Below are 24,273 nucleotides of genomic sequence, written 5' to 3' on the forward strand. Positions count from 1 at the left end.
TTTCACCATGTCGCTGCGTTCCATCGCCTTGCTTTCGTTTTGCGTGTTGCTGGCTGCCTGCAGCAAAGTCAATCAGGAAAACTACTCTAAGCTCTCGGCTGGCATGGCCAAGGCCGAGGTGGAGACCCTGTTGGGCAAACCCGCCGATTGTTCAGGCGCGCTCGGCATGTCCAGTTGCACCTGGGGCGACAAGAACAGCTTTATCAGCGTGCAGTTCGCCGGTGACAAAGTGCTGATGTTTTCCGGCCAAGGCCTGAAGTAAACCGGGGCGTTTGCCCGCGGGAGAAAAATAATGAAACGGTTATTGATCATCCTTTTTGCCGGTCTGCTATTGGCCGGCTGTGCCACGTCTGGCCAGGACCCATTGGCCCCCAAGACTGTCAAAAGCGTCAATCTCAAGCGCTACCAGGGCACCTGGTACGAGTTGGCGCGCATGCCGATGTACTTCCAGCGCGACTGTGCGCAATCCGAAGCCCATTACACGCTCAAGCCTGACGGTAACGTGGCGGTGCTGAACCGCTGCCTGACGGCGCAGTGGCAATGGGAAGAGGTCAAAGGCACGGCTTATCCACAGGAGCCCGGCAAGGGCGACAAGCTGTGGATCGAGTTCGATACCTGGTTCTCCAGGCTGATCCCGGGTACGGCGAAGGGCGAATACTGGGTGCTGTACGTCAGCGATGACTACAAGACCGCCATTGTCGGTGATCCAAGCCGGAAGTATTTGTGGCTGTTGTCGCGCACGCCGAACGTGAATGGTGTGGTGCGTGAGGAGCTGCTGAGCAAGGCGCGTCAGCAGGGTTACGACACCACGCGACTGATCTGGCGGGCGTCGGAACAGCAGATGGCCGAGACTTCAAATTAATGGTGTAACCAAAAAGATCGCAGCCTGCGGCAGCTCCTACAGGTTTCGTGTTGATCCGCATTATTGCGGCCAACCGGGTTCATGTAGGAGCTGCCGAAGGCTGCGATCTTTTGCTTTTAACCGAGTAAGTCGCGCAGTACCTGAGTGAAGGCGCGATTGCTTTCTTCCTCGCCGGCATGCCGCCCGTCACGCACCACCCACTGGCCATTCACCAGCACATCCCGCACCTGGCGATCGCCACCGGCAAACAGCCAGCGGTTGAGAATCCCGTCACCATTGGCTGTTGCCAGATACGGATCGTTGCCGTCGAGCACCAGCCAGTCGGCGCGTTTGCCGACTTCCAGTGCGCCAATCGGCTGGCCCAGCGCCTGAGCACCGCCATCCAGCGCGGCATCGAACAACGTGCGGCCGACCATTGGCTGATCCGCGCCATACAAACGATTACGCCGCTGGTCGCGCAGACGCTGGCCGTATTCCAGCCAGCGCAATTCTTCCACCACGCTCAATGACACATGACTGTCGGAACCGATGCCCATGCGCCCGCCCTGGGCGAGGAAGTCCACCGCCGGGAAAATCCCGTCGCCCAGGTTGGCTTCGGTGGTCAGGCACAGGCCGGCGACGGCGCGACTCTTGGCCATCGACGTGACTTCTTCCGGGTTGGCGTGGGTCGCATGGACCAGGCACCAGCGCTGATCGACGTCGATGTTTTCGTACAGCCATTGCAGCGGGCGACGACCGCTCCAGGTCAGGCAGTCGTCGACTTCTTTCTGCTGTTCAGCAATGTGGATGTGCACCGGGCATTGCTTGTCGCTGGCCGCCAGCACCTCGCTGATCTGCTGCGGCGTGACCGCGCGCAGCGAGTGGAAACACAAGCCCAGCGACTGCGCCGGTTGCTGCGCAAGCAACGGTTGCAGGCGCGATTGCAGCTTGAGGTAGTTTTCGGTGCTGTTGATAAAGCGACGCTGACCGTCGTTCGGCGCTTGGCCACCGAAGCCTGAGTGGCTGTAGAGCACCGGCAGCAGGGTCAAGCCGATACCCGCGGAACTGGCAGCCTGACTGATACGCAGGGCCAGTTCGGCCGGATCCGCGTAAGGCTGACCATTGAGGTCGTGATGCACGTAGTGAAATTCTGCGACCGAGGTGTAACCGGCCTTGAGCATTTCGATATACAACTGGCGGGCGATGACGCCGAGTTGTTCCGGGCTGATTTTTCCGACGAGGCGATACATCAGATCGCGCCAGGTCCAGAAACTGTCGTTCGGATTGCCCGCCACTTCCGCCAGCCCGGCCATGGCCCGCTGGAAGGCGTGGGAGTGCAGGTTCGGCATGCCAGGCAGCAGCGGACCGCTCAGCCGCTCGGCGCCATCTGCATGGGAATCGGCCTGGATATGGGTCAAAACGCCATCGGCGCTGACCTCAAGACGTACATTGTTGGCCCATCCACTAGGCAGCAGCGCGCGTTCGGCAAAGAAGGCGGACATGGTTCATCACCCCATCGTGTGTTATTTGTATATACATATACAGACGTTTGCCTGCCCGGTAAACTCCGGCAAGCTAGCGACATCTATCAAACGACCAAGGATTAACCGTGCCGACTCCGCCTCCAGTCTCTCCGTTGGCCGCGAACATGGGCGACAGTCCGGCGCCCTTGTACGCCCGCGTCAAACAAATGATCACCCAGCAAATCGACAGTGGAAACTGGCCGCCGCACTACCGCGTTCCGTCGGAAAGCGAGCTGGTCAGCCAGTTGGGCTTCAGCCGCATGACCATCAACCGCGCCCTGCGCGAGATGACCGCCGATGGCCTGCTGGTGCGCATGCAAGGTGTCGGTACGTTCGTCGCCGAGCCGAAAAGCCAGTCTGCACTGTTCGAAGTGCACAATATCGCCGATGAAATTGCCTCCCGCGGTCATCGCCACACCTGCAAGGTCATCACCCTTGAAGAGGAGGCCGCCGGCTCCGAGCGCGCCCTGGCCCTGGACATGCGCGAAGGGCAGAAGGTGTTCCACTCGCTGATCGTGCATTTCGAAAACGATATTCCGGTGCAAATCGAAGACCGTTTCGTCAATGCGCTGGTGGCGCCGGACTACCTCAAGCAGGACTTCACCCTGCAAACGCCCTACGCCTATCTGAACCAGGTCGCGCCGCTGACCGAGGGCGAGCACGTGGTCGAGGCGATCCTGGCCGAGCCATCCGAATGCAAATTGCTGCAGATTGAAAAGGGCGAGCCGTGCCTGCTGATTCGCCGCCGCACCTGGTCCGGTCGTCAGCCGGTGACTGCTGCGCGCTTGATCCACCCCGGTTCTCGTCATCGTCTGGAAGGTCGGTTTCACAAATGAAACAGTTGAAGGTTTTACGCGCCAAGGATTATCCGCGCATGCCGTGGAAGAACGGTGGCGGCAGCACTGAAGAAATCACTCGTGATGCGGGTACAGGTCTGGACGGGTTTGGCTGGCGCCTGTCGATTGCCGACATTGGCGAGTCGGGTGGGTTTTCCATCTTCGCCGGTTACGAGCGGATCATCACCGTGTTGCAGGGCGATGGCATGACCCTGTCGGTTGATGGTCAGGTAACGCGGCCACTGTTACCGCTGGACCCGCTTGCCTTCAGTGGTGAAAGCAAGGTTTCCTGCACATTGCTGGGTGGGCCGATTCGCGATTTCAACCTGATTTATGCGCCGCAGCGTTACGGTGCGCGGTTGCAGTGGTTGAGTGGCGAGCAGCGGTTTTTCAGCTCGGCGGGCACGGTGCTGGTGTTCAGCATCAGCGATGCGCTGGAAGTGGTGGTCGATAGCAACGCTTCGCAACTTGGCCGGCATGATTGTCTGCAACTCGAAGGCAACACTGGTCTGCTGGAAATCTCCAGCAACGGCGCCTGCTGCGTGATCGAACTGACAACGCGCTGATCTCCTGTAGGAGCGAGCTTGCTCGCGAAAAACCCATAGGCGCCGCAGGGCATCTGGTTTTACGCGTTATCGTTCACGACCATCGCGAGCAATCGAGCGTCGACCGGCTGCTCCTACAGGGGTTGGGCTTGCTCGCGATGTCGTTCCCCCCCCCCAAAAAAAAAATTACGTTCCCCACAGCGCACCACTTTGTTACCGAACGCCCCAGCGTGGCGCAAAACCAAGCTCAAGTAACAAAACCCCCTTGCGACAAAAATCCTCCCGAAAAAATTTCATCTACGCCAGAACCCTTGTCCCAGGCGCTCTCCAGCCGTTTCAGAATTTTTCTTGAATACTCATCCAACAAGTTGGCCGCTTGATTGCATATGCTTGTATGTACAAGTAAAGACGTATGCGTATGAGTCACGAGGACTCAACCATCGTCCACTGATTCGCCGGTGTGCACTGATGCCCATTGGCTTGCTCGCCCACTGCCTGGGTTGGTTTGGATTGATTGCTGAGGAGTCTTTTTCGTGACTGACATTAAACCTACAAAGTTTCGTGACGTTGAAATCCGTGCCGCACGCGGTAACAAGCTGACCGCCAAGAGCTGGCTGACCGAAGCGCCGCTGCGCATGCTGATGAACAACCTCGATCCGGAAGTCGCCGAGAACCCTAAAGAACTGGTGGTTTACGGTGGTATCGGTCGCGCTGCACGTAACTGGGAATGCTACGACAAGATCGTTGAAAGCCTGACCAACCTGAACGACGACGAGACCCTGCTGGTGCAATCCGGCAAGCCGGTCGGCGTGTTCAAGACCCACAGCAACGCCCCGCGCGTACTGATCGCCAACTCCAACCTGGTTCCACACTGGGCGAGCTGGGAACACTTCAACGAACTGGACGCCAAAGGCCTGGCCATGTACGGCCAGATGACCGCCGGCAGCTGGATCTACATCGGCAGCCAGGGCATCGTCCAGGGCACCTACGAAACCTTCGTCGAAGCCGGTCGCCAGCACTATAACGATGACCTGAAAGGTCGTTGGGTCCTGACCGCAGGCCTCGGTGGCATGGGTGGCGCTCAGCCTCTGGCCGCGACCCTGGCCGGTGCTTGCTCGCTGAACATCGAATGCCAGCAGGTCAGCATCGATTTCCGTCTGAAAAGCCGCTACGTCGATGAGCAGGCTACCGATCTCGACGACGCTCTGGCCCGCATCGCCAAATACACCGCCGAAGGCAAAGCGATTTCCATCGCCCTGCTGGGTAACGCGGCAGAAATCCTGCCGGAACTGGTCAAGCGCGGCGTGCGCCCGGACATGGTTACCGACCAGACCAGCGCCCACGACCCGCTCAACGGCTACCTGCCGGCCGGCTGGACCTGGGACCAGTACCGCGCTCGCGCCAAGACCGAGCCGGCCGCTGTGATCAAGGCCGCCAAGCAATCGATGGCCGTTCACGTTAAAGCGATGCTGGACTTCCAGAAAATGGGCGTGCCGACCTTCGACTACGGCAACAACATCCGTCAGATGGCACAAGAAGAAGGCGTGGAAAACGCATTCGACTTCCCGGGCTTCGTACCGGCCTACATCCGTCCGCTGTTCTGCCGCGGTATCGGCCCGTTCCGTTGGGCTGCGCTGTCGGGCAACGCCGAAGACATCTACAAGACCGACGCCAAGGTCAAAGAGCTGATCCCGGATGACGCCCACCTGCACAACTGGCTGGACATGGCCCGCGAGCGCATCAGCTTCCAGGGTCTGCCGGCACGTATCTGCTGGGTTGGCCTGGGCCTGCGCGCCAAGCTGGGTCTGGCGTTCAACGAAATGGTGCGCAGCGGCGAGTTGTCCGCGCCGATCGTGATCGGTCGCGACCACCTGGACTCCGGTTCGGTTGCCAGCCCTAACCGCGAAACCGAATCCATGCAGGACGGTTCCGACGCCGTGTCTGACTGGCCACTGCTCAACGCCCTGCTCAATACCGCGAGCGGCGCGACCTGGGTGTCCCTGCACCACGGCGGCGGCGTCGGCATGGGCTTCTCCCAGCACTCGGGCATGGTGATTGTCTGCGACGGTACTGACGAAGCGGCCGAGCGTATCGCTCGCGTGCTGCACAACGACCCGGCCACCGGTGTCATGCGTCACGCCGATGCCGGTTACCAGATCGCCATCGACTGCGCCAAGGAACAAGGGCTGAACCTGCCGATGATTACCGGCAAATAAAGAAAGCGGGCCTTGGCCCAATGCAAACCTGTAGGAGCTGCCGAAGGCTGCGATCTTTTGATCTTGATCTTTTAAAAGCAAAAGATCGCAGCCTGCGGCACCTCCTGCAGAGATCAGGACGTTGCAGACCTAACAACAAGCGGGGCGGGTCGCGCGGTTGCGCAGGCCTGATTGGACGTGGACATGGCTGGATGCCTCTTGACTGCCGTAAGCCAACTCATGATTAGGAGCGTCACAACAATGAAATCGAACAAGACCCTGCTGACCACATTGCTTTCCATGGGCCTGCTGGCCAGCGCTGGCGCCACTCAGGCGGCGGGCTGGTGCGAGTCGGGCAAACCGGTGAAATTCGCCGGCCTGAACTGGGAAAGCGCCATGCTTCTGACCGACGTGCTGCAAGTCGTGCTGGAGAAAGGCTACGACTGCAAGACCGACAGCCTGCCGGGTAACTCCATCACCATGGAAAACGCCCTGAGCAGCAACGATATTCAAGTGTTTGCCGAGGAGTGGGTCGGCCGCAGCGAAGTCTGGAACAAGGCCGAGAAGGCCGGCAAGGTCGTCGGTGTCGGCGCACCGGTTGTTGGTGCAATTGAAGGCTGGTACGTGCCGCGCTACGTGATCGAAGGCGATGCCAAGCGCAAGCTGGAGGCCAAGGCGCCGGACCTGAAAAACATTGCTGACCTGGGCAAGTACTCGGCGATCTTCAAGGACGCCGAAGAGCCGTCCAAGGGCCGTTTCTACAACTGCCCGGCTGGCTGGACCTGTGAGCTGGACAACAGCGAAATGCTGAAAAGCTACGGCCTGGAAAGCACCTACACCAACTTCCGCCCAGGCACCGGCCCGGCGCTGGATGCCGCCGTGCTGTCGAGCTACAAGCGTGGCGAGCCGATCCTGTTCTACTACTGGTCGCCAACGCCGCTGATGGGCCAGGTTGACGTGGTCAAGCTCGAAGAGAAACCAGGCGTGAACAAGACCGTGGATATCAAGGTCGGCCTGTCCAAGACTTTCCACGACGAAGCACCGGAACTGGTGGCCGTGCTGGAAAAGGTCAACGTGCCAATCGACCTGCTGAACCAGAACCTGGGGCGCATGACCAAAGAGCGGATCGAGTCACCAAAACTGGCCAAGATCTTCCTGAAGGAACATCCTGAAGTCTGGCACGCATGGGTGAGCGAAGACGCAGCCAAGAAAATCGACGCGGCCTTGTAGGTCGGGCTTCTCCGACTGTCGGCGACGGCAGTCGGATGCTTGATCGCAACCCCTTGATTGAGAGTCTCTTATGTTTCCCGAAAGCTTTACCTTTTCCATCGCCGACTGGGTCAACGGTTGGGTCGATTCGCTGGTCACCAACTACGGCGACGTGTTCCGGCACATCTCCGACACCCTGTTGTGGGCCATCGTCAATCTTGAAAGCCTGCTGCGTGCAGCGCCCTGGTGGCTGATGCTGGCAATCGTGGCGGGCGTGGCCTGGCACGCGACCCGTAAAGTCGTGACCACCGCCGTCATCGTCGGCTTGCTGTTCCTGGTGGGTGCAGTCGGCCTCTGGGACAAGCTGATGCAGACTCTGGCGCTGATGATGGTGGCGACGATCATTTCGGTGTTGATCGGCATCCCGCTGGGCATTCTCTCGGCGCGCAGCAACCGCCTGCGTTCGGTGCTGATGCCGTTGCTGGACATCATGCAGACCATGCCGAGCTTCGTGTACCTGATTCCGGTGCTGATGCTGTTCGGCCTGGGCAAGGTCCCGGCGATTTTCGCCACCGTGATCTACGCCGCGCCACCGCTGATCCGCCTGACCGATCTGGGCATTCGCCAGGTCGACGGCGAAGTGATGGAAGCGATCAACGCCTTCGGTGCCAACCGCTGGCAGCAACTGTTCGGCGTGCAACTGCCGCTGGCCCTGCCGAGCATCATGGCCGGGATCAACCAGACCACCATGATGGCCCTGTCGATGGTGGTGATCGCCTCGATGATCGGTGCCCGTGGTCTGGGTGAAGACGTGCTGGTGGGGATTCAGACCCTCAACGTCGGACGTGGTCTTGAGGCCGGTCTGGCGATCGTGATTCTGGCTGTGGTGATCGACCGCATTACTCAGGCGTACGGTCGCGCACGGCATGAGGTGAGCAAATGAACAACGCAACCGTGAGCAAGATCGAAGTCAAAAACGTCTTCAAGATTTTCGGCAACCGTGCCAAGGACGCGCTGGCCATGGTCGGCCAGGGCAAGACCAAGGATCAGGTGCTGGCCGAAACCGGCTGCGTGGTGGGTGTAAACGACCTGTCGCTGAGCATCGGCAGCGGCGAGATCTTCGTGATCATGGGCCTGTCGGGTTCCGGCAAGTCGACCCTGGTGCGCCACTTCAACCGCCTGATCGACCCGACCAGCGGCGCGATCCTGGTGGACGGCGTGGACATCCTGCAATACGACATGGAAGCCCTGCGCGAATTTCGCCGACGCAAGATCAGCATGGTGTTCCAGAGCTTCGGCCTGTTGCCGCACAAGAGCGTGCTGGACAACGTCGCCTACGGCCTGAAAATCCGCGGCGAAAGCAAAGCCATGTGCGCCGAGCGTGCGCAGCACTGGATCAACACCGTGGGCCTCAAGGGCTACGAAAACAAATATCCGCATCAGCTTTCCGGCGGCATGCGTCAGCGTGTGGGCCTGGCCCGTGCCCTGGCGGCGGACACCGACATCATTCTGATGGACGAAGCCTTCAGCGCTCTCGACCCGCTGATCCGCGCGGAGATGCAAGACCAGTTACTGGAGCTGCAAAAGACCCTGCACAAGACCATCGTCTTTATCACCCACGACCTCGACGAGGCCGTGCGCATCGGCAACCGTATCGCGATCCTCAAGGATGGCCGCCTGATCCAGGTCGGTACGCCGAGAGAGATCCTGCACTCGCCGGCGGATGAGTACGTCGACCGCTTTGTGCAGCGTCGGGCGGCGGTGGTTTGAGTCTTTAAAAGATCGCAGCCTGCGGCAGCTCCTACAGGAGCGAGCCGTACCCGGTGTAGGAGCTGCCGAAGGCTGCGATCTTTTGATTTTATTTAGATGAGGTTGAAGATGTCCCAGGCTGAAAAAATCGTTATCACCCAAGCGCAGGTAACCTGGCAGGACGTGGTCGCCGTGGCCCGCGATGGCGCACAGCTTGTGCTGTCGGCGCCGATCTGGGCGCGCATCGAAAACGCGCAGGCCATCGTTCAGCGCATCGTCACCAGCGGCGAACGTGCTTATGGCATCAACACCGGCCTGGGTGCGCTGTGCAACGTCTCGCTGCAGGACGAACAACTCAGCCAGTTGTCGCGCAACACCTTGCTCAGCCACGCCTGTGGCGTGGGTGCAGCGCTGAGCAACGAGCAGACCCGCTCGATCATGTGCGCCGCCGTCGTCAACTACAGCCACGGCAAATCCGGCCTGCACCGTCAGGTCGTCGAAGCACTGCTGGCACTGCTCAACCGTGGCATCACCCCGCAAGTGCCGTCCCAGGGTTCCGTGGGTTACCTGACCCACATGGCCCACATCGGCATCGCGCTGCTGGGCGTCGGCAATGTCAGCTATCGCGGTCAGGTCGTTAGCGCGCAGCAAGCGCTGGCCGAAGAAGGCCTGCAACCAGTCAAGCTCGGCGCCAAGGACGGTTTGTGCCTGGTCAACGGCACACCGTGCATGACTGGCCTGAGCTGCCTGGCCATTGCCGATGCTACGCGCCTGCTGGAATGGGCCGACGTGATCGGCGCCATGAGCTTCGAAGCCCAACGCGGGCAAATCGACGCCTTCGACGCCGAGATCATCGCGCTCAAGCCACACCCGGGCATGCAACAGGTCGGGATCAACCTGCGAGCCTTGCTCGACGGCAGCGAAGTGATTGCCCAGAGCAAAGGCATTCGTACCCAGGACGCGCTGAGCATCCGCTCGATTCCGCAGGTGCACGGCGCCGCACGCGATCAACTGGTGCATGCGACCAGACAGATCGAAACCGAACTCAACGGCGCCACCGACAACCCGCTGGTGCTGGGTACTGCGGACAATTACCGCGTGGTGTCTCAGGCCAACCCCCATGGCCAGTCCGTGGCAATGGCGGCGGACCTGCTGGCGATTGCCATGGCGGAAATCGGCTCCATCGCCGAGCGTCGCCTGGACCGTTTGATCAACCCGCACGTCAGCGGCCTGCCGGCCTTCCTGGTGGCCAACCCGGGTGTGAACTCCGGGATGATGATCGTGCAATACGTCGCCGCTTCGCTGTGCGCGGAAAACCGTCAACTGGCGCAACCGGCAGTGCTCGACAACTATGTGACTTCCGGTCTGCAGGAAGACCACCTGAGCCTGGGTACCAACGCCGCGCTCAAACTGCATCGCGCGCTGGAAAACTGCACGCAGATCCTCGCCATCGAGTACCTGTTGGCGGCCCAGGCGTTCGAGTTCCTCAAAGAACAACGCTTCGGCACGGGCACCGATGCTGCCTGGCGCCTGCTGCGCGAGCATGTTGCCCCCTACGACCAGGATCGCTGGTTGGCACCGGACATTGCCGCCGCTGCTGCGGTATTGAAAGACCCGATTTTGCTGCACAACGCTTTTCCAGAACTGAACTGACTTCCACAACACCAGCGTGCCAAGGCGCGGCTCCCCAAAAGGCAGACGCGACGGACAACGGACATCTCCGGAGCGTCTGGTGAGTTAACAACAACTCTCAAAAGGAGCACAAAATGACTGCGCTAAACCTGATTCCCGGCCAACTGAGCCTCGCCCAACTGCGTGACGTCTATCAGCAGCCGGTGAAACTGACCCTCGACCACAGCGCCTCGGCCCAGATCGAAGCCAGCGTTGCCTGCGTGGAGCAGATCCTCGCCGAGAACCGCACCGCTTACGGCATCAACACCGGTTTCGGCCTGCTGGCCTCGACCCGCATCGCCAGCGAAGACCTGGAAAACCTGCAGCGCTCGCTGGTGCTGTCTCACGCCGCCGGTGTCGGTCAGCCGATCAGCGACGATCTGGTACGCCTGATCATGGTGCTCAAGGTCAACAGCCTGAGCCGTGGTTTCTCCGGTATCCGTCGTGTGGTGATCGATGCGCTGATCGCCCTGATCAACGCCGAGGTTTACCCGCATATTCCATTGAAAGGTTCGGTCGGTGCCTCCGGTGACCTGGCGCCTTTGGCCCACATGTCACTGGTGCTGCTGGGCGAAGGCAAGGCGCGCTACAAAGGCGAGTGGATGGAAGCCACCGAAGCGCTGAAAGTCGCCGGTCTGGCTCCGCTGACCCTGGCCGCCAAAGAAGGTCTGGCGCTGCTCAACGGCACTCAAGTCTCCACCGCATTTGCCCTGCGTGGCCTGTTCGAAGGTGAAGACCTGTTCGCCGGTGCCTTGGCGCTGGGCGGCCTGACCGTTGAAGCGGTACTGGGTTCGCGTTCGCCGTTCGACGCACGCATCCACGCTGCCCGTGGCCAGAAAGGCCAGATCGATGCCGCCTCCGCGTACCGCGATCTGTTGGGCGAGCGCAGCGAAGTCTCCGACTCCCATGAAAACTGCGAAAAGGTCCAGGATCCATACTCCCTGCGTTGCCAGCCGCAAGTCATGGGCGCCTGCCTGACCCAGTTCCGTCAGGCCGCCGAAGTGCTGGCCATCGAAGCCAACGCCGTATCGGACAACCCGTTGGTGTTCGCCGCTGAAGGCGACGTGATCTCCGGTGGTAACTTCCACGCCGAGCCTGTGGCCATGGCCGCTGACAACATGGCATTGGCCATCGCTGAAATCGGCTCCCTGAGCGAACGCCGTATCTCGCTGATGATGGACAAGCACATGTCGCAATTGCCGCCGTTCCTGGTGGCCAACGGTGGCGTGAACTCCGGCTTCATGATCGCCCAGGTGACCGCAGCGGCACTGGCCAGCGAGAACAAGGCGCTGTCCCATCCGCATTCGGTGGACAGCCTGCCGACTTCCGCCAACCAGGAAGACCACGTATCGATGGCTCCGGCGGCTGGCAAGCGTCTGTGGGAAATGGCCGAGAACACCCGCGGGATTCTCGCCGTGGAATGGCTGGCGGCGGCTCAGGGTCTGGATCTGCGCGACGGCCTGAAAACCTCGCCAAAACTGGAAAAGGCCCGTGCCATTCTGCGTAACGAAGTGCCTTTCTATGAGAAAGACCGTTTCTTCGCGCCGGACATCAATGCGGCGACTGAATTGTTGGCCTCGCGTTGCCTGAACGAGCTGGTGGCGGCGAAGTTGCTGCCGAGCCTTTAAGGGCCCGTTCGCTGGCAAGCCAGCTCCTACAGGGGGTCGCATAAACCTGTAGGAGCCGGCTTGCCGGCGATTCGATTTTGCGTCGAATAACAATAATTAGGGACGAGCAATGCAACAGCCAGAAAAAGGTTTGAAACGCGGGCTCTCTGCCCGACATATTCGCTTCATGGCGCTGGGGTCGGCGATCGGCACCGGGCTGTTTTATGGATCTGCCTCGGCCATTCAAATGGCCGGGCCTGCAGTACTGCTCGCTTACCTGATCGGTGGCGCGGCGGTGTTCATGGTCATGCGCGCCCTCGGTGAGATGGCGGTGCACAACCCGGTGGCCGGCTCTTTCGGCCAGTACGCCAGCACCTACCTGGGGCCGATGGCGGGCTTCATCCTCGGTTGGACCTACGCATTCGAAATGGTCATCGTCGGCATGGCCGACGTCACGGCGTTCGGTATCTACATGGGCTTCTGGTTCCCGGAGGTTTCCCGCTGGATCTGGGTGCTGGGTGTCGTTTCCATCGTCGGCGGCCTGAACCTGTGCAACGTCAAAGTCTTCGGTGAAATGGAGTTCTGGCTGTCGCTGCTCAAGGTCGCGGCCATCGTCGCGATGATCCTGGGCGGTTTCGGCATCATGTGGTTCGGCATCAGCTCGGCCCCCGGCCAGGCGACCGACATCAGCAACCTCTGGAACCACGGCGGCTTCATGCCCAATGGCATGGGCGGTCTGATTGCTTCGTTCGCAGTGGTGATGTTTGCGTTTGGCGGTATTGAAATCATCGGCGTAACGGCGGGTGAAGCCAAAGACCCGCAGCACGTGCTGCCCCGGGCGATCAATGCCGTGCCGTTGCGCATCCTGCTGTTCTACGTGCTGACAATGCTGGTGCTGATGTCGATCTTTCCATGGCAGCAGATCGGCAGCCAGGGCAGCCCGTTCGTGCAGATTTTCGACAAGCTGGGGATCAGCTCGGCTGCCACCATTCTCAATATCGTGGTGATCACGGCGGCGATTTCGGCGATCAACAGTGACATCTTCGGCGCTGGCCGCATGATGTTCGGTCTGGCCCAGCAAGGCCATGCACCCAAGGGCTTCGCCCGTCTGTCGCGCAATGGCGTGCCATGGTTGACCGTGGTGGTGATGAGCGCCGCGCTGCTGTTGGGCGTGTTGCTGAACTATTTGATCCCGGAAAACGTGTTCCTGTTGATCGCTTCCATTGCGACCTTTGCCACGGTGTGGGTCTGGCTGATGATTCTGGTGACCCAAGTGGCCATGCGCCGGTCCATGAGCGCCGAACAGGTTGCACAACTGAAATTCCCGGTACCGCTCTGGCCCTATGCGCCGGCGGCGGCGATTGCCTTCATGCTGTTCATTTTCGGCGTGCTCGGCTATTTCCCGGACACCCAGGCAGCGCTGATTGTCGGCGTGGTCTGGATCGTGTTGCTGGTGCTGGCTTACCTGACGTGGGTGAAACCGGCGGCGGGCCAGGCAGCCCTGGTGACACAGGACCCTGTTTTTTCTCATCGATAACCTAATGGAGGCCAAGGATGAAAACTCTCTGGCAACACTGTCACGTCGCAACCATGGCACAAGGCGTCTACTCGATCATCGAGGACGCGGCCATCGTGACGTCAGGAGCGCACATTGAGTGGATCGGCCCGCGCGGTGAATTGCCGGCGGGCGAGTATCCGGCCGTCAATGATTTGAACGGAGCCTGGGTCACACCGGGCCTGATCGACTGCCATACCCATACGGTGTTCGGCGGTAACCGCAGCGGCGAATTCGAGCAGCGCCTGCAAGGCGTCAGCTACGCGCAAATCGCCGCCAGCGGTGGCGGCATCGCCAGCACCGTGCGCGCCACCCGCGCCGCCAGCGAAGATGAATTGTTCGCCAGCGCCAGCAAACGTCTGAAAAGCCTGATGCGTGATGGCGTCACCAGCATCGAAATCAAGTCCGGCTACGGCCTGGACCTGGCCAACGAGCGCAAGATGCTGCGTGTGGCCCGTCGCCTCGGCGCCGAACTACCGGTCAGCGTGCGCAGCACCTGCCTGGCCGCTCACGCCCTGCCGCCGGAATACGTCGATCGCGCCGATGACTACATTGATCACATCTGCGCCGAAATGCTGCCGGCCCTGGCCGCTGAAGGGCTGGTCGACGCGGTGGATGCCTTCTGTGAATACCTGGCGTTCTCCCCGGCGCAGGTCGAGCGTGTATTCATCACCGCCCAGGCACTGGGCCTGCCGGTGAAGCTGCACGCCGAGCAATTGTCGTCGCTGCACGGTTCGAGCCTGGCGGCGCGTTACCACGCGTTGTCCGCCGATCACCTGGAGTTCATGACCGAGGACGACGCCATTGCCATGGCCAAGTCCGGCACGGTTGCGGTGCTGTTGCCCGGCGCCTTTTACTTCCTGCGTGAAACCCAATTGCCGCCGATGGACGCCCTGCGCAAGCACGGCGTGAAAATCGCCATCGCCAGCGACCTCAATCCGGGCACCTCGCCGGGACTGTCGTTGCGCCTGATGCTGAACATGGCTTGCACCTGTTTTCGCATGACCCCGGAAGAAGCCCTGGCCGGCGCGACGATTCACGCTGCCACCGCACTGGGCATGGCCGCCACTCATGGTTCGCTGGAGGCCGGCAAGGTCGCGGACTTCGTCGCCTGGCAAATTGATCGCCCGGCCGACCTGTCGTACTGGCTGGGTGGTGACCTGGAAAAACGCGTCGTGCGCCACGGCGTCGAATCAAGTCTGTAGGAGATCTGTTGTGGATAAGGTTCTGAACTTCAAACAAGGCCGCGTACCGCTGCTGATCAGCATGCCCCACGCTGGTGTGCGCTTGACGCCTGCGGTGGAAGCCGGGTTGATCCCGCAGGCGAAAAGCCTGCCGGACACCGACTGGCATATCCCGCAGTTGTACGATTTTGCCGAGGAGCTGGGTGCCAGCACCCTGGCTGCCGAGTATTCGCGGTTCGTCATCGACCTTAACCGGCCATCCGACGACAAACCCTTGTACGTGGGTGCAACCACCGGCCTGTACCCGGCCACGCTGTTCGATGGTGTGCCGTTGTTCCGCGAAGGACTGGAGCCTTCGAAACAAGAGCGCGCAACCTATCTTGAGCAAATCTGGACGCCATACCACAGCACCTTGCAGCAGGAACTGGCGCGACTGAAGGCCGAGTTCGGCTACGCGCTGCTGTTCGATGCGCATTCGATCCGCTCGATAATCCCGCACCTGTTCGACGGCAAACTGCCGGACTTCAACCTTGGTACCTTCAATGGCGCCAGTTGCGATCCACAGCTTGCGACCCAACTGGAAGCGATCTGCGCACGTCACGAAAACTACACCCACGTGCTGAACGGACGCTTCAAGGGTGGCCACATCACCCGCCATTACGGCAACCCGGTCGAGAACATCCACGCCGTGCAACTGGAGCTGGGGCAGTGCACCTACATGGAAGAGTTCGAGCCGTTCCGTTATCGCCCGGACCTGGCGGAGCCGACGCGGGAGGTGCTCAAGGAGTTGCTGCAAGGGTTGCTGGCCTGGGGTGAAAAACACTACGGGCATTAAGGCTTGGTGCGGTCTCTGTAGGAGCGAGCTTGCTCGCGAAAAACGTCAGGTCAACGTGTGCATTCAGGCAGCCCGCGTCATCGTTGTCCTCCATCGCGAGCAAGCTCGCTCCTACAAGTCGCCACCGTGCAAAACACGGTCGCCACAGGTCGCTTCTACCGCTCGTCTGCTGCGTAATGTTCTGGCCACGGTGCACAAAGACACCGCCCCGACAATAATCCGCTGCCGCACGAGAATGCTCTCTATGACAAGCCCCAAAGGTCTGTTCACCCGCTGTCTCTCAATCTTCTGCGGCACCGCTCTGTTGAGCGCCGGCGCCATGGCCGCGGACGACGCTTCCTGCAAAACCGTGCGCATGGGCGTGGTCAACTGGACCGATGTGATCGCCACCAGTGGCATGGCGGATGTACTGCTCAACGGTCTTGGCTACGAAAGCAGGCAAACCAGCGCCGTGCAGCAAATCATCTTCGCCGGCATCCGCGACAAGCGGCTGGACATCTTCCTTGGTTACTGGAAACCGGCGATGGATAAAAACATCACACCGTTCGTGGCGGCCAATCAGGTCAAGGTCATGGACCAACCGAGCCTGGCCGATGCCCAGGCCACCCTCGCGGTCCCGGCCTATGTGGCAGCGGCCGGGCTGAATACCTTCGCCGACATCGCCAGATTCAAGGATCAGCTCGGCGGCAAGATCTACGGCATCGAGCCGGGCAGCGGCGCGAACACCACGATCAAGACCATGATCGAGAGCAATCACTTCGGCCTGAAGGATTTCAAACTGATCGAGTCCGGTGAGGCCGGGATGCTGGCGGCCGTGCAGCGGGCGGTGAATCGCAAGGAGTTCGTGGTGTTCGTCGGCTGGACCCCGCACCCGATGAACATCAACATGAAGATCAACTACCTGACCGGCAGCGAAGACGTCTATGGGCCGAATGAAGGTGCCGCGACCGTTTCCACCGTAACCGCGCCGGATTACGCCCAGCGCTGCCCGAACGTCAATCGGCTGCTGGAGAACCTCACATTCAGCGCGGCTCAGGAAAGCCAGTTGATGGTGCCGATCATGGAGCGCCAGACAGCTCAGGATGTCGCGAAAAAATGGCTGCGTGGCCATCCGGAAGATCTTCAGCGCTGGCTGGCCGGGGTCAGCAGCTTTGATGGCAAGGACGGCGTTGCCACGGTTCAGGCCAGCCTGAAAAACTGACAGCAAACCCCTGTAGGAGCGAGCTTGCTCGCGATAAACACGAGAACGCCGCGGGGTATCAGGATTCCCGCATTATCGTTGACGATCATCGCGAGCAAGCTCGCTCCTACAGGCCATGCATTTCCCTGAACGGGCACCAGGCTCATGGCTCCTTACCCGCTTTCCGAGCAAATGACGGCATTCATCGAGAAAACCGTCAGTTTCAACAGCACCGACAGCAGTATCACCGGGTTGCGCCAGGCCTACAGCGAGATGTGCCGGGCGTTTACCCCGGAACGCCCCACCGGGTTGCAGGTGGTCGATTTCGAGTTGGACGGTGTTGCGGTTCGTTCCTATCAACCACCGACCAGCGGTGCGTCGTGCATCGTTTACCTGCATGGCGGTGGCTGGGTGGTGGGGGACTTCGATTCCCACGATTTCATTTGCGTCGAATTGGCATCGACACTGGGTGTACGGGTGATTGCGGTCGATTACCGCCGGGCGCCGGAGCATCCGTTTCCCGCTGCATTCGATGATTGCCTGAAGGTCTGGCGAGCACTGCTCGCCAGGCCGTTTCAACTTGACCCTGCGCGCATGCTGGTGGCCGGCGACAGTGCCGGTGGCAACCTCGCGGCGGCGTTGTGCCTGGCGCTGCGCGATACCGGCGAGCCGCTGCCTTGCGCGCAGGTTCTGATCTATCCGGGGTTGGGCGGCGATCCCCGCCTGCCGTCGCGCAGTGAGTGCATCGACGCGCCGTTACTTAGCAGCACTGACGTCGATTGCTATCACGCGCTTTACCTGCAAGGCACCCGCCATCCGAACGCCTACGCCATGCCATTGCTCGCCACGGATTTCAGCGGACTGCCACCGGCATGGATCGCCGTGGCGCAATTCGACCCGTTGCGCGATGACGGCGTGCTGTATGCCGGGCGACTGAAGGCTGCGGGCGTGGCTGCCACGCTATATATCGGCGAGGGTTTGGTTCATGGCTGTTTGCGGGGTCGCGGGCAGGTGGCCGAGGTCGATGCGCTGTACGAAACCTTGTTCGGATATCTGGCGGAGAAACTCTGACTTCGCACGGGCATGCTCATTGACGTAATTCGGGTTTATGATGCCGGACGGCAGAATAATAGAAGTCCCCCCAGGGATGACCTTGACCCCTTACGGAGTGCGCAATGCAGACTTTGTACCCACAGATCAAACCCTACGCCCGGCACGATCTGGCCGTCGATGCGACCCACACCCTGTACGTCGACGAAAGCGGTTCACCGGAAGGTTTGCCCGTGGTGTTCATCCATGGTGGTCCCGGTGCCGGATGTGATGCCCAGAGTCGTTGCTTCTTCGATCCCAATCTCTATCGCATTGTCACTTTCGATCAGCGCGGTTGCGGTCGCTCCACCCCCCACGCCAGCCTGGAAAACAACACCACTTGGGATCTGGTCGCCGACCTTGAGCGGATTCGCCAGCACCTGGGCATCGACAAATGGGTGCTGTTTGGCGGCTCATGGGGTTCGACCCTGGCGCTGGCCTACGCACAAACCCATCCTGAACGTGTACACGGTCTGATCCTGCGCGGGATCTTTCTCTGCCGTGCGCAGGAAATCGAATGGTTCTACCAGTCCGGCGCCAGCCGCCTGTTCCCCGATTACTGGCAGGACTACATCGCGCCGATCCCTCTGGACGAGCGCAACGACTTGCTTACCGCGTTCCACAAGCGTCTGGTGGGCAACGACCAGATTGCCCAGATGCACGCGGCCAAGGCCTGGTCCACCTGGGAGGGCCGCACTGCGACCCTGCGTCCCAACCCGCTGGTGGTCGATCGCTTTTCCGAGCCACAACGTGCATTGTCGATTGCCCGCATCGAATGCCACTACTTCAGCAACCACGCCTTCCTGGAGCCGAACCAGTTGATCCGCAACATGGACAGGATCGCCCATTTGCCCGGCGTGATCATCCATGGTCGTTATGACGTGATCTGCCCGCTGGATAACGCCTGGGAACTGCATCAAGCCTGGCCGAACAGCGAACTGCAGGTCATCCGCGATGCCGGCCATGCCGCTTCCGAACCGGGCATTACCGACGCGCTGGTGCGCGCCGCCAATCTGATGGCCCGGCGACTGCTTGACCTGCCGCCTGAAGAAGCATGAAGGGCCTGTTGCAACGGGTGCGCGGCGCGCGGGTCGAGGTCGCGGGCGAAGTCGTAGGTGCCGTCGATCAGGGATTGCTGGTGCTGGTAGCCGTAGAGCCCGACGACACGCGGGCCAGCGCCGACAAACTTCTCAATAAGCTGCTTAACTATCGGGTGTTCAGTGACGCTGAGGGCAAGATGAATCTGTCCCTGGCGGATGTGGGTGGCGGGCTGCTGCTGGTCTCTCAGTTCACTCTGGCTGCCGATACTAAAAACGGGTTGCGTCCGAGTTTCTCGACCGCGGCCCCTCCGGCGCTGGGCGAGGAGCTATTCGACTATTTATTAAGCAAAGCGAAACAGGTGCATGGCACTGTGGCATCAGGTAGATTCGGCGCGGATATGCAGGTGCACCTGGTCAATGATGGCCCGGTAACCTTCCTGTTACAGACCTGAAAGCGTTTGAAACAAGTTTTTACGCTCAATTCGACTGAAAACAGGACTTTTTCGCGATAAATACTTTGTTACCCCTGATGCGTTGTAACGCGGCCTACTAGATAATCGCGCGCTACGGGGATCAGCGTTCGTTGGTCCATTTTGACTTAGGTAGAGAATTGTCCGGATCCGATTGGGGAATCATTTCGCCCCAGCGGAGTCGGAACAATGCTCGCCAACTTGGCAAGAGTGGTTTGCAAGGGCGGTTTTTTCATACCGTACACCGAGCAGACCCTTTAACTGGCCGTTGGTTTTTTGATCTGTTTTCGGCGAGGGTTGCTCGTGATTGTTAGTCCCTGTATTGCACCAAAATTGTCTGCCAAACGGTTACGCAGCGCCCTGGTAGCGGGCTCTGCACTGCTCTGCCTGCTCAGCGCCGGCCAGCTTTGGGCATTCAGTCTGGATGATGTATCGGTCAAGGCAAAAGAGCTGGCCGCGCAGAAGTACGAAGCGCCGCGCAGTAACCTGCCGAACGAGTTCCGCGACATGAAATTCGCGGACTATCAGAAAATTCGTTTTCTGACGGAAAAAGCCGAATGGGCTGATCAGAAGACGCCGTTCAAGCTGTCCTTCTATCACCAGGGCATGCATTTCGATACGCCGGTGAAAATCAACGAAATCACTGCGAACACCGTCGAAGAGATCAAATACGACCCGAGTCGCTTCGACTTCGGCGACTTGCAGTTCGATCCCAAGGCCACCGAACAACTGGGCTATGCCGGTTTCCGTGTGCTGTACCCGATCAACAAGGCCGACAAGCAAGACGAAATCATGACCATGCTCGGCGCGAGCTACTTCCGCGTCGTCGGCAAGGGTCACGTCTATGGCTTGTCCGCTCGCGGCATGGCGCTTGATACCGCGTTGCCGTCCGGCGAAGAGTTCCCGCGTTTCCGCGAATTCTGGGTTCAGCAGCCCAAGCCAGGCGACAAGCACCTGGTGATCTTCGCCCTGCTCGACTCTCCGCGTGCCACCGGTGCCTATCGCCTGATCCTGCGTCCGGGCAGCGATACCATCGTCGACGTCAAGGCGAAGATGTTCCTGCGTGACAAGGTCGGCAAGCTGGGTATCGCCCCGTTGACCAGCATGTACCTGTTCGGCGCCAACCAGCCGTCGAAGGTACTGAACTACCGTCGCGAACTGCACGACTCCAGCGGTCTGGCGATCCATGCCGGCAACGGCGAGTGGATCTGGCGTCCGCTGAACAACCCGAAACACCTGGCCGTGAGCAACTTCAGCGTGGAAAACCCGCGCGGATTCGGTCTGCTGCAACGTGGCCGCGACTTCAGCCACTACGAAGACCTCGACGATCGCTACGACAAGCGCCCAAGCGCCTGGATCGAGCCGAAGGGTGACTGGGGCAAGGGCACTGTCGACCTGGTCGAGATTCCGACCGCCGACGAAACCAACGACAACATCGTAGCCTTCTGGAACCCGGAAAAATTGCCGGAACCTGGTCAGCCGCTCGATGTCGCTTATCGTATGCACTGGACCATGGACGAAGAGACGATTCATGCGCCGGACAGCGCCTGGGTCAAACAGACCCTGCGTTCCACCGGTGACGTCAAACAGTCCAACCTGATTCGTCAGCCGGATGGCAGCGTCGCCTACCTGGTGGACTTCGAAGGCCCGTCCCTGGCGGCATTGCCTGCCGATGCGGAGGTTCGCAGCCAGGTCAGCGTCGGCGACAATGCCGAACTGGTGGAAAACAGCGTGCGTTTCAACCCTGAAACCAAGGGCTGGCGCCTGACCCTGCGGATGAAGATCAAGGATCCGAGCAAGTCCACCGAGATGCGTGCCGCGCTGGTGCAGAACATCGTGCCTGCGGACCTGGCCAAGACTTCGATTCCGTCGTCGAACTCGTCGGTTGCCAAGGCCGACAAGGTTGCCGCCAGGCAACAGGAGAAAGAGGACAAGGAAGCCAGGCAAGCAGAGGCCAAGCAGGCTGACGCGAAGCCTGCTGCAGATGCCAAGGACAAGGCCAATCAAGACGCCAAGCAGCCTGCCGCTGCCGACGCGGCCCCAGCCACACCGGAATCGGCGCCGACTGAAGAAGTCCTGACCGAAACCTGGAGCTATCAGTTGCCTGCCGATGAGTAACTCTCAAGTACGGCCAGAAACTCTCTCCGAGTATCTGGCGCATCTGCCGATGACCGACCAGCAGCGCGCGGAACTCGCGGGCTGCCAGTCTTTCAGCGAATTGCACGAACGCCTGTCGTCATCGACGTTCGACGCCCCGACCGAAGCCGCCCAGGCTTCGGTTGGCAAACGCCTGACCCTGAGCACCGCCGAGGAGTTGCAGGACGCGGAAATGCTGGCACTCGACGCCAACGGCCGGGTCTGCCTCAAGGCGACCCCGCCGATCCGGCGGACCAAGGTCGTGCCGGAGCCGTGGCGCACCAACATTCTGGTGCGTGGCTGGCGCCGGATGACCGGTCGTACCAACCCGCCGAAGCCGCCGAAGGACGAACGGGTGTTGCCTGCTGCGCGCTGGCGCACCGTGGGTTCGACCCGTCGCTACATTCTGTTGCTACTGATGCTCGGCCAGACCATCGTCGCCGGCTGGTACATGAAAGGCATCATGCCGTACCAGGGCTGGTCGTTCGTCGACCTCAACGAAGTGCTGCACCAACCGCTGCTGCAAACCGCCACACAAGTGCTGCCGTATGCCTTGCAGACCAGCATCCTGATCCTGTTCGGGATTCTGTTCTGCTGGGTCTCGGCTGGTTTCTGGACCGCACTGATGGGCTTCCTCGAATTGCTCACCGGCCACGATAAATACCGTATCTCCGGTAAAAGTGCCGGCAATGAGCCGATTCCCAAGGATGCGCGCACCGCCCTGGTGATGCCGATCTGCAACGAAGACGTGCCACGGGTATTCGCCGGTCTGCGCGCGACTTTCGAGTCGGTCGCGGCCACGGGTGACCTGGACCGCTTCGACTTCTTTGTCCTCAGTGACAGTAACGACGCCGATATCTGTGTCGCCGAGCAACAGGCCTGGCTGGATGTCTGCCGCGAAGCCGGGGGCTTCGGCAAGATCTTCTATCGCCGTCGTCGTCGTCGCGTAAAACGTAAAAGCGGCAACCTCGATGACTTCTGCCGTCGTTGGGGCGGTGACTACAAGTACATGGTCGTACTCGATGCCGACTCCGTGATGAGCGGCGAGTGCCTGACCAGTCTGGTGCGCCTGATGGAAGCCACGCCGGATGCCGGGATCATTCAGACCGCGCCACGTGCGTCGGGCATGGACACCCTGTATGCGCGCATGCAGCAGTTCGCCACTCGCGTGTATGGCCCGTTGTTCACCGCCGGCCTGCACTTCTGGCAACTGGGCGAGTCGCACTACTGGGGCCACAACGCGATCATCCGCATGAAGCCGTTCATCGATCACTGCGCCCTGGCGCCGTTGCCGGGTAAAGGCGCGTTCTCCGGCGCGATCCTGTCCCACGACTTCGTTGAAGCCGCGCTGATGCGCCGTGCCGGTTGGGGCGTGTGGATTGCCTACGATCTGCCGGGCAGCTACGAAGAACTGCCGCCGAACCTGCTGGACGAACTCAAGCGTGACCGTCGCTGGTGCCACGGTAACCTGATGAACTTCCGCCTGTTCCTGGTCAAGGGCATGCACCCGGTGCACCGCGCGGTGTTCCTGACCGGTGTGATGTCCTACCTGTCGGCACCGTTGTGGTTCTTCTTCCTGGTGTTGTCGACCGCGCTGCTGGCGGTCAACACGCTGATGGAACCGCAGTACTTCCTCGAACCGCGCCAGCTCTACCCGTTGTGGCCACAATGGCACCCGGACAAGGCGATTGCGCTGTTCTCGACCACCGTCGTGCTGCTGTTCCTGCCGAAACTGTTGAGCATCATCCTGATCTGGGCCAAGGGTGCGAAAGAGTTCGGCGGCAAGTTCAAGGTGACCCTGTCGATGCTGCTGGAGATGCTGTTCTCCATGCTGCTGGCGCCGGTGCGGATGATCTTCCACACCCGTTTCGTCCTCGCCGCGTTCCTCGGCTGGGCCGCGACCTGGAACTCGCCGCAACGTGACGACGACTCCACGCCGTGGAGCGAGGCGGTCAAGCGCCACGGCCCGCAAACCCTGCTGGGCTTCTTCTGGGCCATGCTGGTGATCTGGCTGAACCCGAGCTTCCTGTGGTGGCTGGTGCCGATCGTCGGTTCGTTGATGCTGTCGATCCCGGTGTCGGTGATCTCCAGCCGCGTTGGCCTGGGCCTCAAGTCCCGTGACGAGAGCCTGTTCCTGATCCCTGAGGAATACAATCCGCCGCAGGCGTTGCTGGCCACCGACCAGTACACCCACGAAAACCGCTGGCACGCGCTGAACGACGGCTTCGTCCGTTCGGTGGTCGATCCACAGCAGAACGCCCTGGCGTGCTCGCTGGCGACCTCGCGTCACCGTCAGGCCGAGCCGATCGAATGGCTGCGGATCGAGCGGGTACGGCACGCGATGAAGGTTGGACCTGAAGGCCTGAGCAACAACGAGCGTGTGCAACTGTTGAGCGACCCGGTGGCATTGGCCCGCCTGCATGAGCAGGTCTGGAGCGAAGGCCATGCCGAGTGGCTGGATGCATGGCGCAAGTCGGTCAAGGCCGATCCCCACGCGCCGTTGCTGCCGCTCAAGCCAATGAGTGTGCAGCCTCAGTTGGCATAATGAAAAAACCCGCGAAAGCGGGTTTTTTTTGGCTTCAAAAGTTATACCGCGTCGCTCCCATCG

The 24,273-nt window shown here is 60.7% G+C and carries 20 protein-coding genes; 19 read left to right on the forward strand and 1 reads right to left on the reverse strand.

The annotated features are described in order from the left end of the window. Window positions 1-7: 7 nt before the first annotated feature. Window positions 8-262: a hypothetical protein gene (locus KW849_RS12350; protein ID WP_056725770.1), complete on the forward strand. Its 255-nt coding sequence runs from the start codon at window positions 8-10 to the stop codon at window positions 260-262. 30 nt (window positions 263-292) lie between these two features. Then, window positions 293-862 (forward strand): lipocalin family protein, encoded by a 570-nt coding sequence (locus tag KW849_RS12355; protein ID WP_218429656.1) that lies wholly within the window; start codon window positions 293-295, stop codon window positions 860-862. 116 nt (window positions 863-978) lie between these two features. On the opposite strand, the gene KW849_RS12360 is transcribed toward KW849_RS12355, so the two are convergent. Beyond that, window positions 979-2,343 carry a formimidoylglutamate deiminase gene (locus KW849_RS12360; RefSeq protein ID WP_218429657.1) on the reverse strand — a complete coding sequence of 455 codons (1,365 nt, stop codon included), beginning with the start codon at window positions 2,341-2,343 and terminating at the stop codon, window positions 979-981. Between the two features lie 146 nt (window positions 2,344-2,489). Here KW849_RS12360 and hutC point away from each other — a divergent pair, with 146 nt between their 5' ends. The 17 genes from hutC to mdoH all read left to right on the forward strand — a co-directional run bounded on the left by hutC (window position 2,490) and on the right by mdoH (window position 24,210). Beyond that, window positions 2,490-3,200 carry a histidine utilization repressor gene (hutC, locus tag KW849_RS12365; protein WP_162135916.1) on the forward strand — a complete coding sequence of 237 codons (711 nt, stop codon included), beginning with the start codon at window positions 2,490-2,492 and terminating at the stop codon, window positions 3,198-3,200. Then, window positions 3,197-3,766, forward strand: a complete 570-nt coding sequence (locus tag KW849_RS12370; RefSeq protein WP_218429658.1) for a HutD family protein — start codon at window positions 3,197-3,199, stop codon at window positions 3,764-3,766. Before hutC ends, KW849_RS12370 begins: the two co-directional genes overlap by 4 nt. Window positions 3,767-4,278: 512 nt before the next feature. After that, on the forward strand, window positions 4,279-5,961 hold the full coding sequence (hutU, locus tag KW849_RS12375; protein WP_218429659.1) for a urocanate hydratase: 1,683 nt from the start codon (window positions 4,279-4,281) through the stop codon (window positions 5,959-5,961). Between the two features lie 240 nt (window positions 5,962-6,201). Continuing rightward, window positions 6,202-7,170, forward strand: coding sequence for an ABC transporter substrate-binding protein (locus tag KW849_RS12380; RefSeq protein ID WP_218429660.1), 969 nt, complete (start codon window positions 6,202-6,204; stop codon window positions 7,168-7,170). A 70-nt stretch (window positions 7,171-7,240) separates the two neighbouring features. After that, the gene (locus KW849_RS12385) at window positions 7,241-8,092 is read left to right on the forward strand and encodes a proline/glycine betaine ABC transporter permease (RefSeq protein WP_103396924.1); all 852 of its coding nucleotides are present in this window, start codon (window positions 7,241-7,243) and stop codon (window positions 8,090-8,092) included. Further along, window positions 8,089-8,919, forward strand: coding sequence for a glycine betaine/L-proline ABC transporter ATP-binding protein (locus KW849_RS12390; RefSeq protein ID WP_218429661.1), 831 nt, complete (start codon window positions 8,089-8,091; stop codon window positions 8,917-8,919). The genes KW849_RS12385 and KW849_RS12390 overlap by 4 nt, the downstream gene beginning before the upstream one ends. A gap of 108 nt (window positions 8,920-9,027) precedes the next feature. Next, a complete protein-coding gene (hutH, locus tag KW849_RS12395; protein ID WP_218429662.1) occupies window positions 9,028-10,551 on the forward strand; it encodes a histidine ammonia-lyase in 1,524 nt (507 codons plus the stop codon). 113 nt (window positions 10,552-10,664) lie between these two features. Beyond that, window positions 10,665-12,197: a histidine ammonia-lyase gene (gene hutH, locus KW849_RS12400; protein WP_218429663.1), complete on the forward strand. Its 1,533-nt coding sequence runs from the start codon at window positions 10,665-10,667 to the stop codon at window positions 12,195-12,197. A gap of 109 nt (window positions 12,198-12,306) precedes the next feature. After that, window positions 12,307-13,713: an amino acid permease gene (locus KW849_RS12405; protein ID WP_218429664.1), complete on the forward strand. Its 1,407-nt coding sequence runs from the start codon at window positions 12,307-12,309 to the stop codon at window positions 13,711-13,713. 17 nt (window positions 13,714-13,730) lie between these two features. Further along, on the forward strand, window positions 13,731-14,936 hold the full coding sequence (gene hutI / locus KW849_RS12410) for an imidazolonepropionase (RefSeq protein ID WP_218429665.1): 1,206 nt from the start codon (window positions 13,731-13,733) through the stop codon (window positions 14,934-14,936). 10 nt (window positions 14,937-14,946) lie between these two features. Continuing rightward, entirely contained in the window at window positions 14,947-15,750 is an 804-nt protein-coding gene (gene hutG, locus KW849_RS12415; RefSeq protein WP_218429666.1) for an N-formylglutamate deformylase, read from the forward strand. 244 nt (window positions 15,751-15,994) lie between these two features. Beyond that, window positions 15,995-16,951, forward strand: coding sequence for a choline ABC transporter substrate-binding protein (choX, locus tag KW849_RS12420; protein ID WP_218429667.1), 957 nt, complete (start codon window positions 15,995-15,997; stop codon window positions 16,949-16,951). A 144-nt stretch (window positions 16,952-17,095) separates the two neighbouring features. Continuing rightward, on the forward strand, window positions 17,096-18,001 hold the full coding sequence (locus KW849_RS12425) for an alpha/beta hydrolase (RefSeq protein WP_218429668.1): 906 nt from the start codon (window positions 17,096-17,098) through the stop codon (window positions 17,999-18,001). Between the two features lie 104 nt (window positions 18,002-18,105). Beyond that, on the forward strand, window positions 18,106-19,077 hold the full coding sequence (pip, locus tag KW849_RS12430; protein WP_218429669.1) for a prolyl aminopeptidase: 972 nt from the start codon (window positions 18,106-18,108) through the stop codon (window positions 19,075-19,077). Continuing rightward, window positions 19,074-19,511 carry a D-aminoacyl-tRNA deacylase gene (dtd, locus tag KW849_RS12435; RefSeq protein WP_007989269.1) on the forward strand — a complete coding sequence of 146 codons (438 nt, stop codon included), beginning with the start codon at window positions 19,074-19,076 and terminating at the stop codon, window positions 19,509-19,511. Before pip ends, dtd begins: the two co-directional genes overlap by 4 nt. A 321-nt stretch (window positions 19,512-19,832) precedes the next feature. Beyond that, entirely contained in the window at window positions 19,833-21,647 is a 1,815-nt protein-coding gene (locus KW849_RS12440; RefSeq protein ID WP_218429670.1) for a glucan biosynthesis protein G, read from the forward strand. Then, complete coding sequence (gene mdoH, locus KW849_RS12445) at window positions 21,640-24,210, forward strand: glucans biosynthesis glucosyltransferase MdoH (protein ID WP_218429671.1); 2,571 nt, start codon at window positions 21,640-21,642, stop codon at window positions 24,208-24,210. Before KW849_RS12440 ends, mdoH begins: the two co-directional genes overlap by 8 nt. Window positions 24,211-24,273 lie beyond the last annotated feature (63 nt).

The sequence above is a fragment of the Pseudomonas sp. PDM26 genome, assembly GCF_019219185.1.
GTDB lineage: Bacteria > Pseudomonadota > Gammaproteobacteria > Pseudomonadales > Pseudomonadaceae > Aquipseudomonas.

What these genes read in the sequence shown, in the direction of transcription:
- KW849_RS12350 (WP_056725770.1), top strand. Translation starts at nt 8, where the DNA reads ATGTCGCTGCGTTCCATCGCCTTGCTTTCGTTTTGCGTGTTGCTGGCT.
- hutI (WP_218429665.1), top strand. Translation starts at nt 13,731, where the DNA reads ATGAAAACTCTCTGGCAACACTGTCACGTCGCAACCATGGCACAAGGC.
- hutH (WP_218429662.1), top strand. Translation starts at nt 9,028, where the DNA reads ATGTCCCAGGCTGAAAAAATCGTTATCACCCAAGCGCAGGTAACCTGG.
- KW849_RS12385 (WP_103396924.1), top strand. Translation starts at nt 7,241, where the DNA reads ATGTTTCCCGAAAGCTTTACCTTTTCCATCGCCGACTGGGTCAACGGT.
- KW849_RS12355 (WP_218429656.1), top strand. Translation starts at nt 293, where the DNA reads ATGAAACGGTTATTGATCATCCTTTTTGCCGGTCTGCTATTGGCCGGC.
- hutH (WP_218429663.1), top strand. Translation starts at nt 10,665, where the DNA reads ATGACTGCGCTAAACCTGATTCCCGGCCAACTGAGCCTCGCCCAACTG.
- KW849_RS12405 (WP_218429664.1), top strand. Translation starts at nt 12,307, where the DNA reads ATGCAACAGCCAGAAAAAGGTTTGAAACGCGGGCTCTCTGCCCGACAT.
- KW849_RS12390 (WP_218429661.1), top strand. Translation starts at nt 8,089, where the DNA reads ATGAACAACGCAACCGTGAGCAAGATCGAAGTCAAAAACGTCTTCAAG.
- KW849_RS12380 (WP_218429660.1), top strand. Translation starts at nt 6,202, where the DNA reads ATGAAATCGAACAAGACCCTGCTGACCACATTGCTTTCCATGGGCCTG.
- dtd (WP_007989269.1), top strand. Translation starts at nt 19,074, where the DNA reads ATGAAGGGCCTGTTGCAACGGGTGCGCGGCGCGCGGGTCGAGGTCGCG.
- mdoH (WP_218429671.1), top strand. Translation starts at nt 21,640, where the DNA reads ATGAGTAACTCTCAAGTACGGCCAGAAACTCTCTCCGAGTATCTGGCG.
- KW849_RS12360 (WP_218429657.1), bottom strand. Translation starts at nt 2,343, where the DNA reads ATGTCCGCCTTCTTTGCCGAACGCGCGCTGCTGCCTAGTGGATGGGCC.
- choX (WP_218429667.1), top strand. Translation starts at nt 15,995, where the DNA reads ATGACAAGCCCCAAAGGTCTGTTCACCCGCTGTCTCTCAATCTTCTGC.
- hutC (WP_162135916.1), top strand. Translation starts at nt 2,490, where the DNA reads ATGGGCGACAGTCCGGCGCCCTTGTACGCCCGCGTCAAACAAATGATC.
- pip (WP_218429669.1), top strand. Translation starts at nt 18,106, where the DNA reads ATGCAGACTTTGTACCCACAGATCAAACCCTACGCCCGGCACGATCTG.
- KW849_RS12425 (WP_218429668.1), top strand. Translation starts at nt 17,096, where the DNA reads ATGGCTCCTTACCCGCTTTCCGAGCAAATGACGGCATTCATCGAGAAA.
- KW849_RS12370 (WP_218429658.1), top strand. Translation starts at nt 3,197, where the DNA reads ATGAAACAGTTGAAGGTTTTACGCGCCAAGGATTATCCGCGCATGCCG.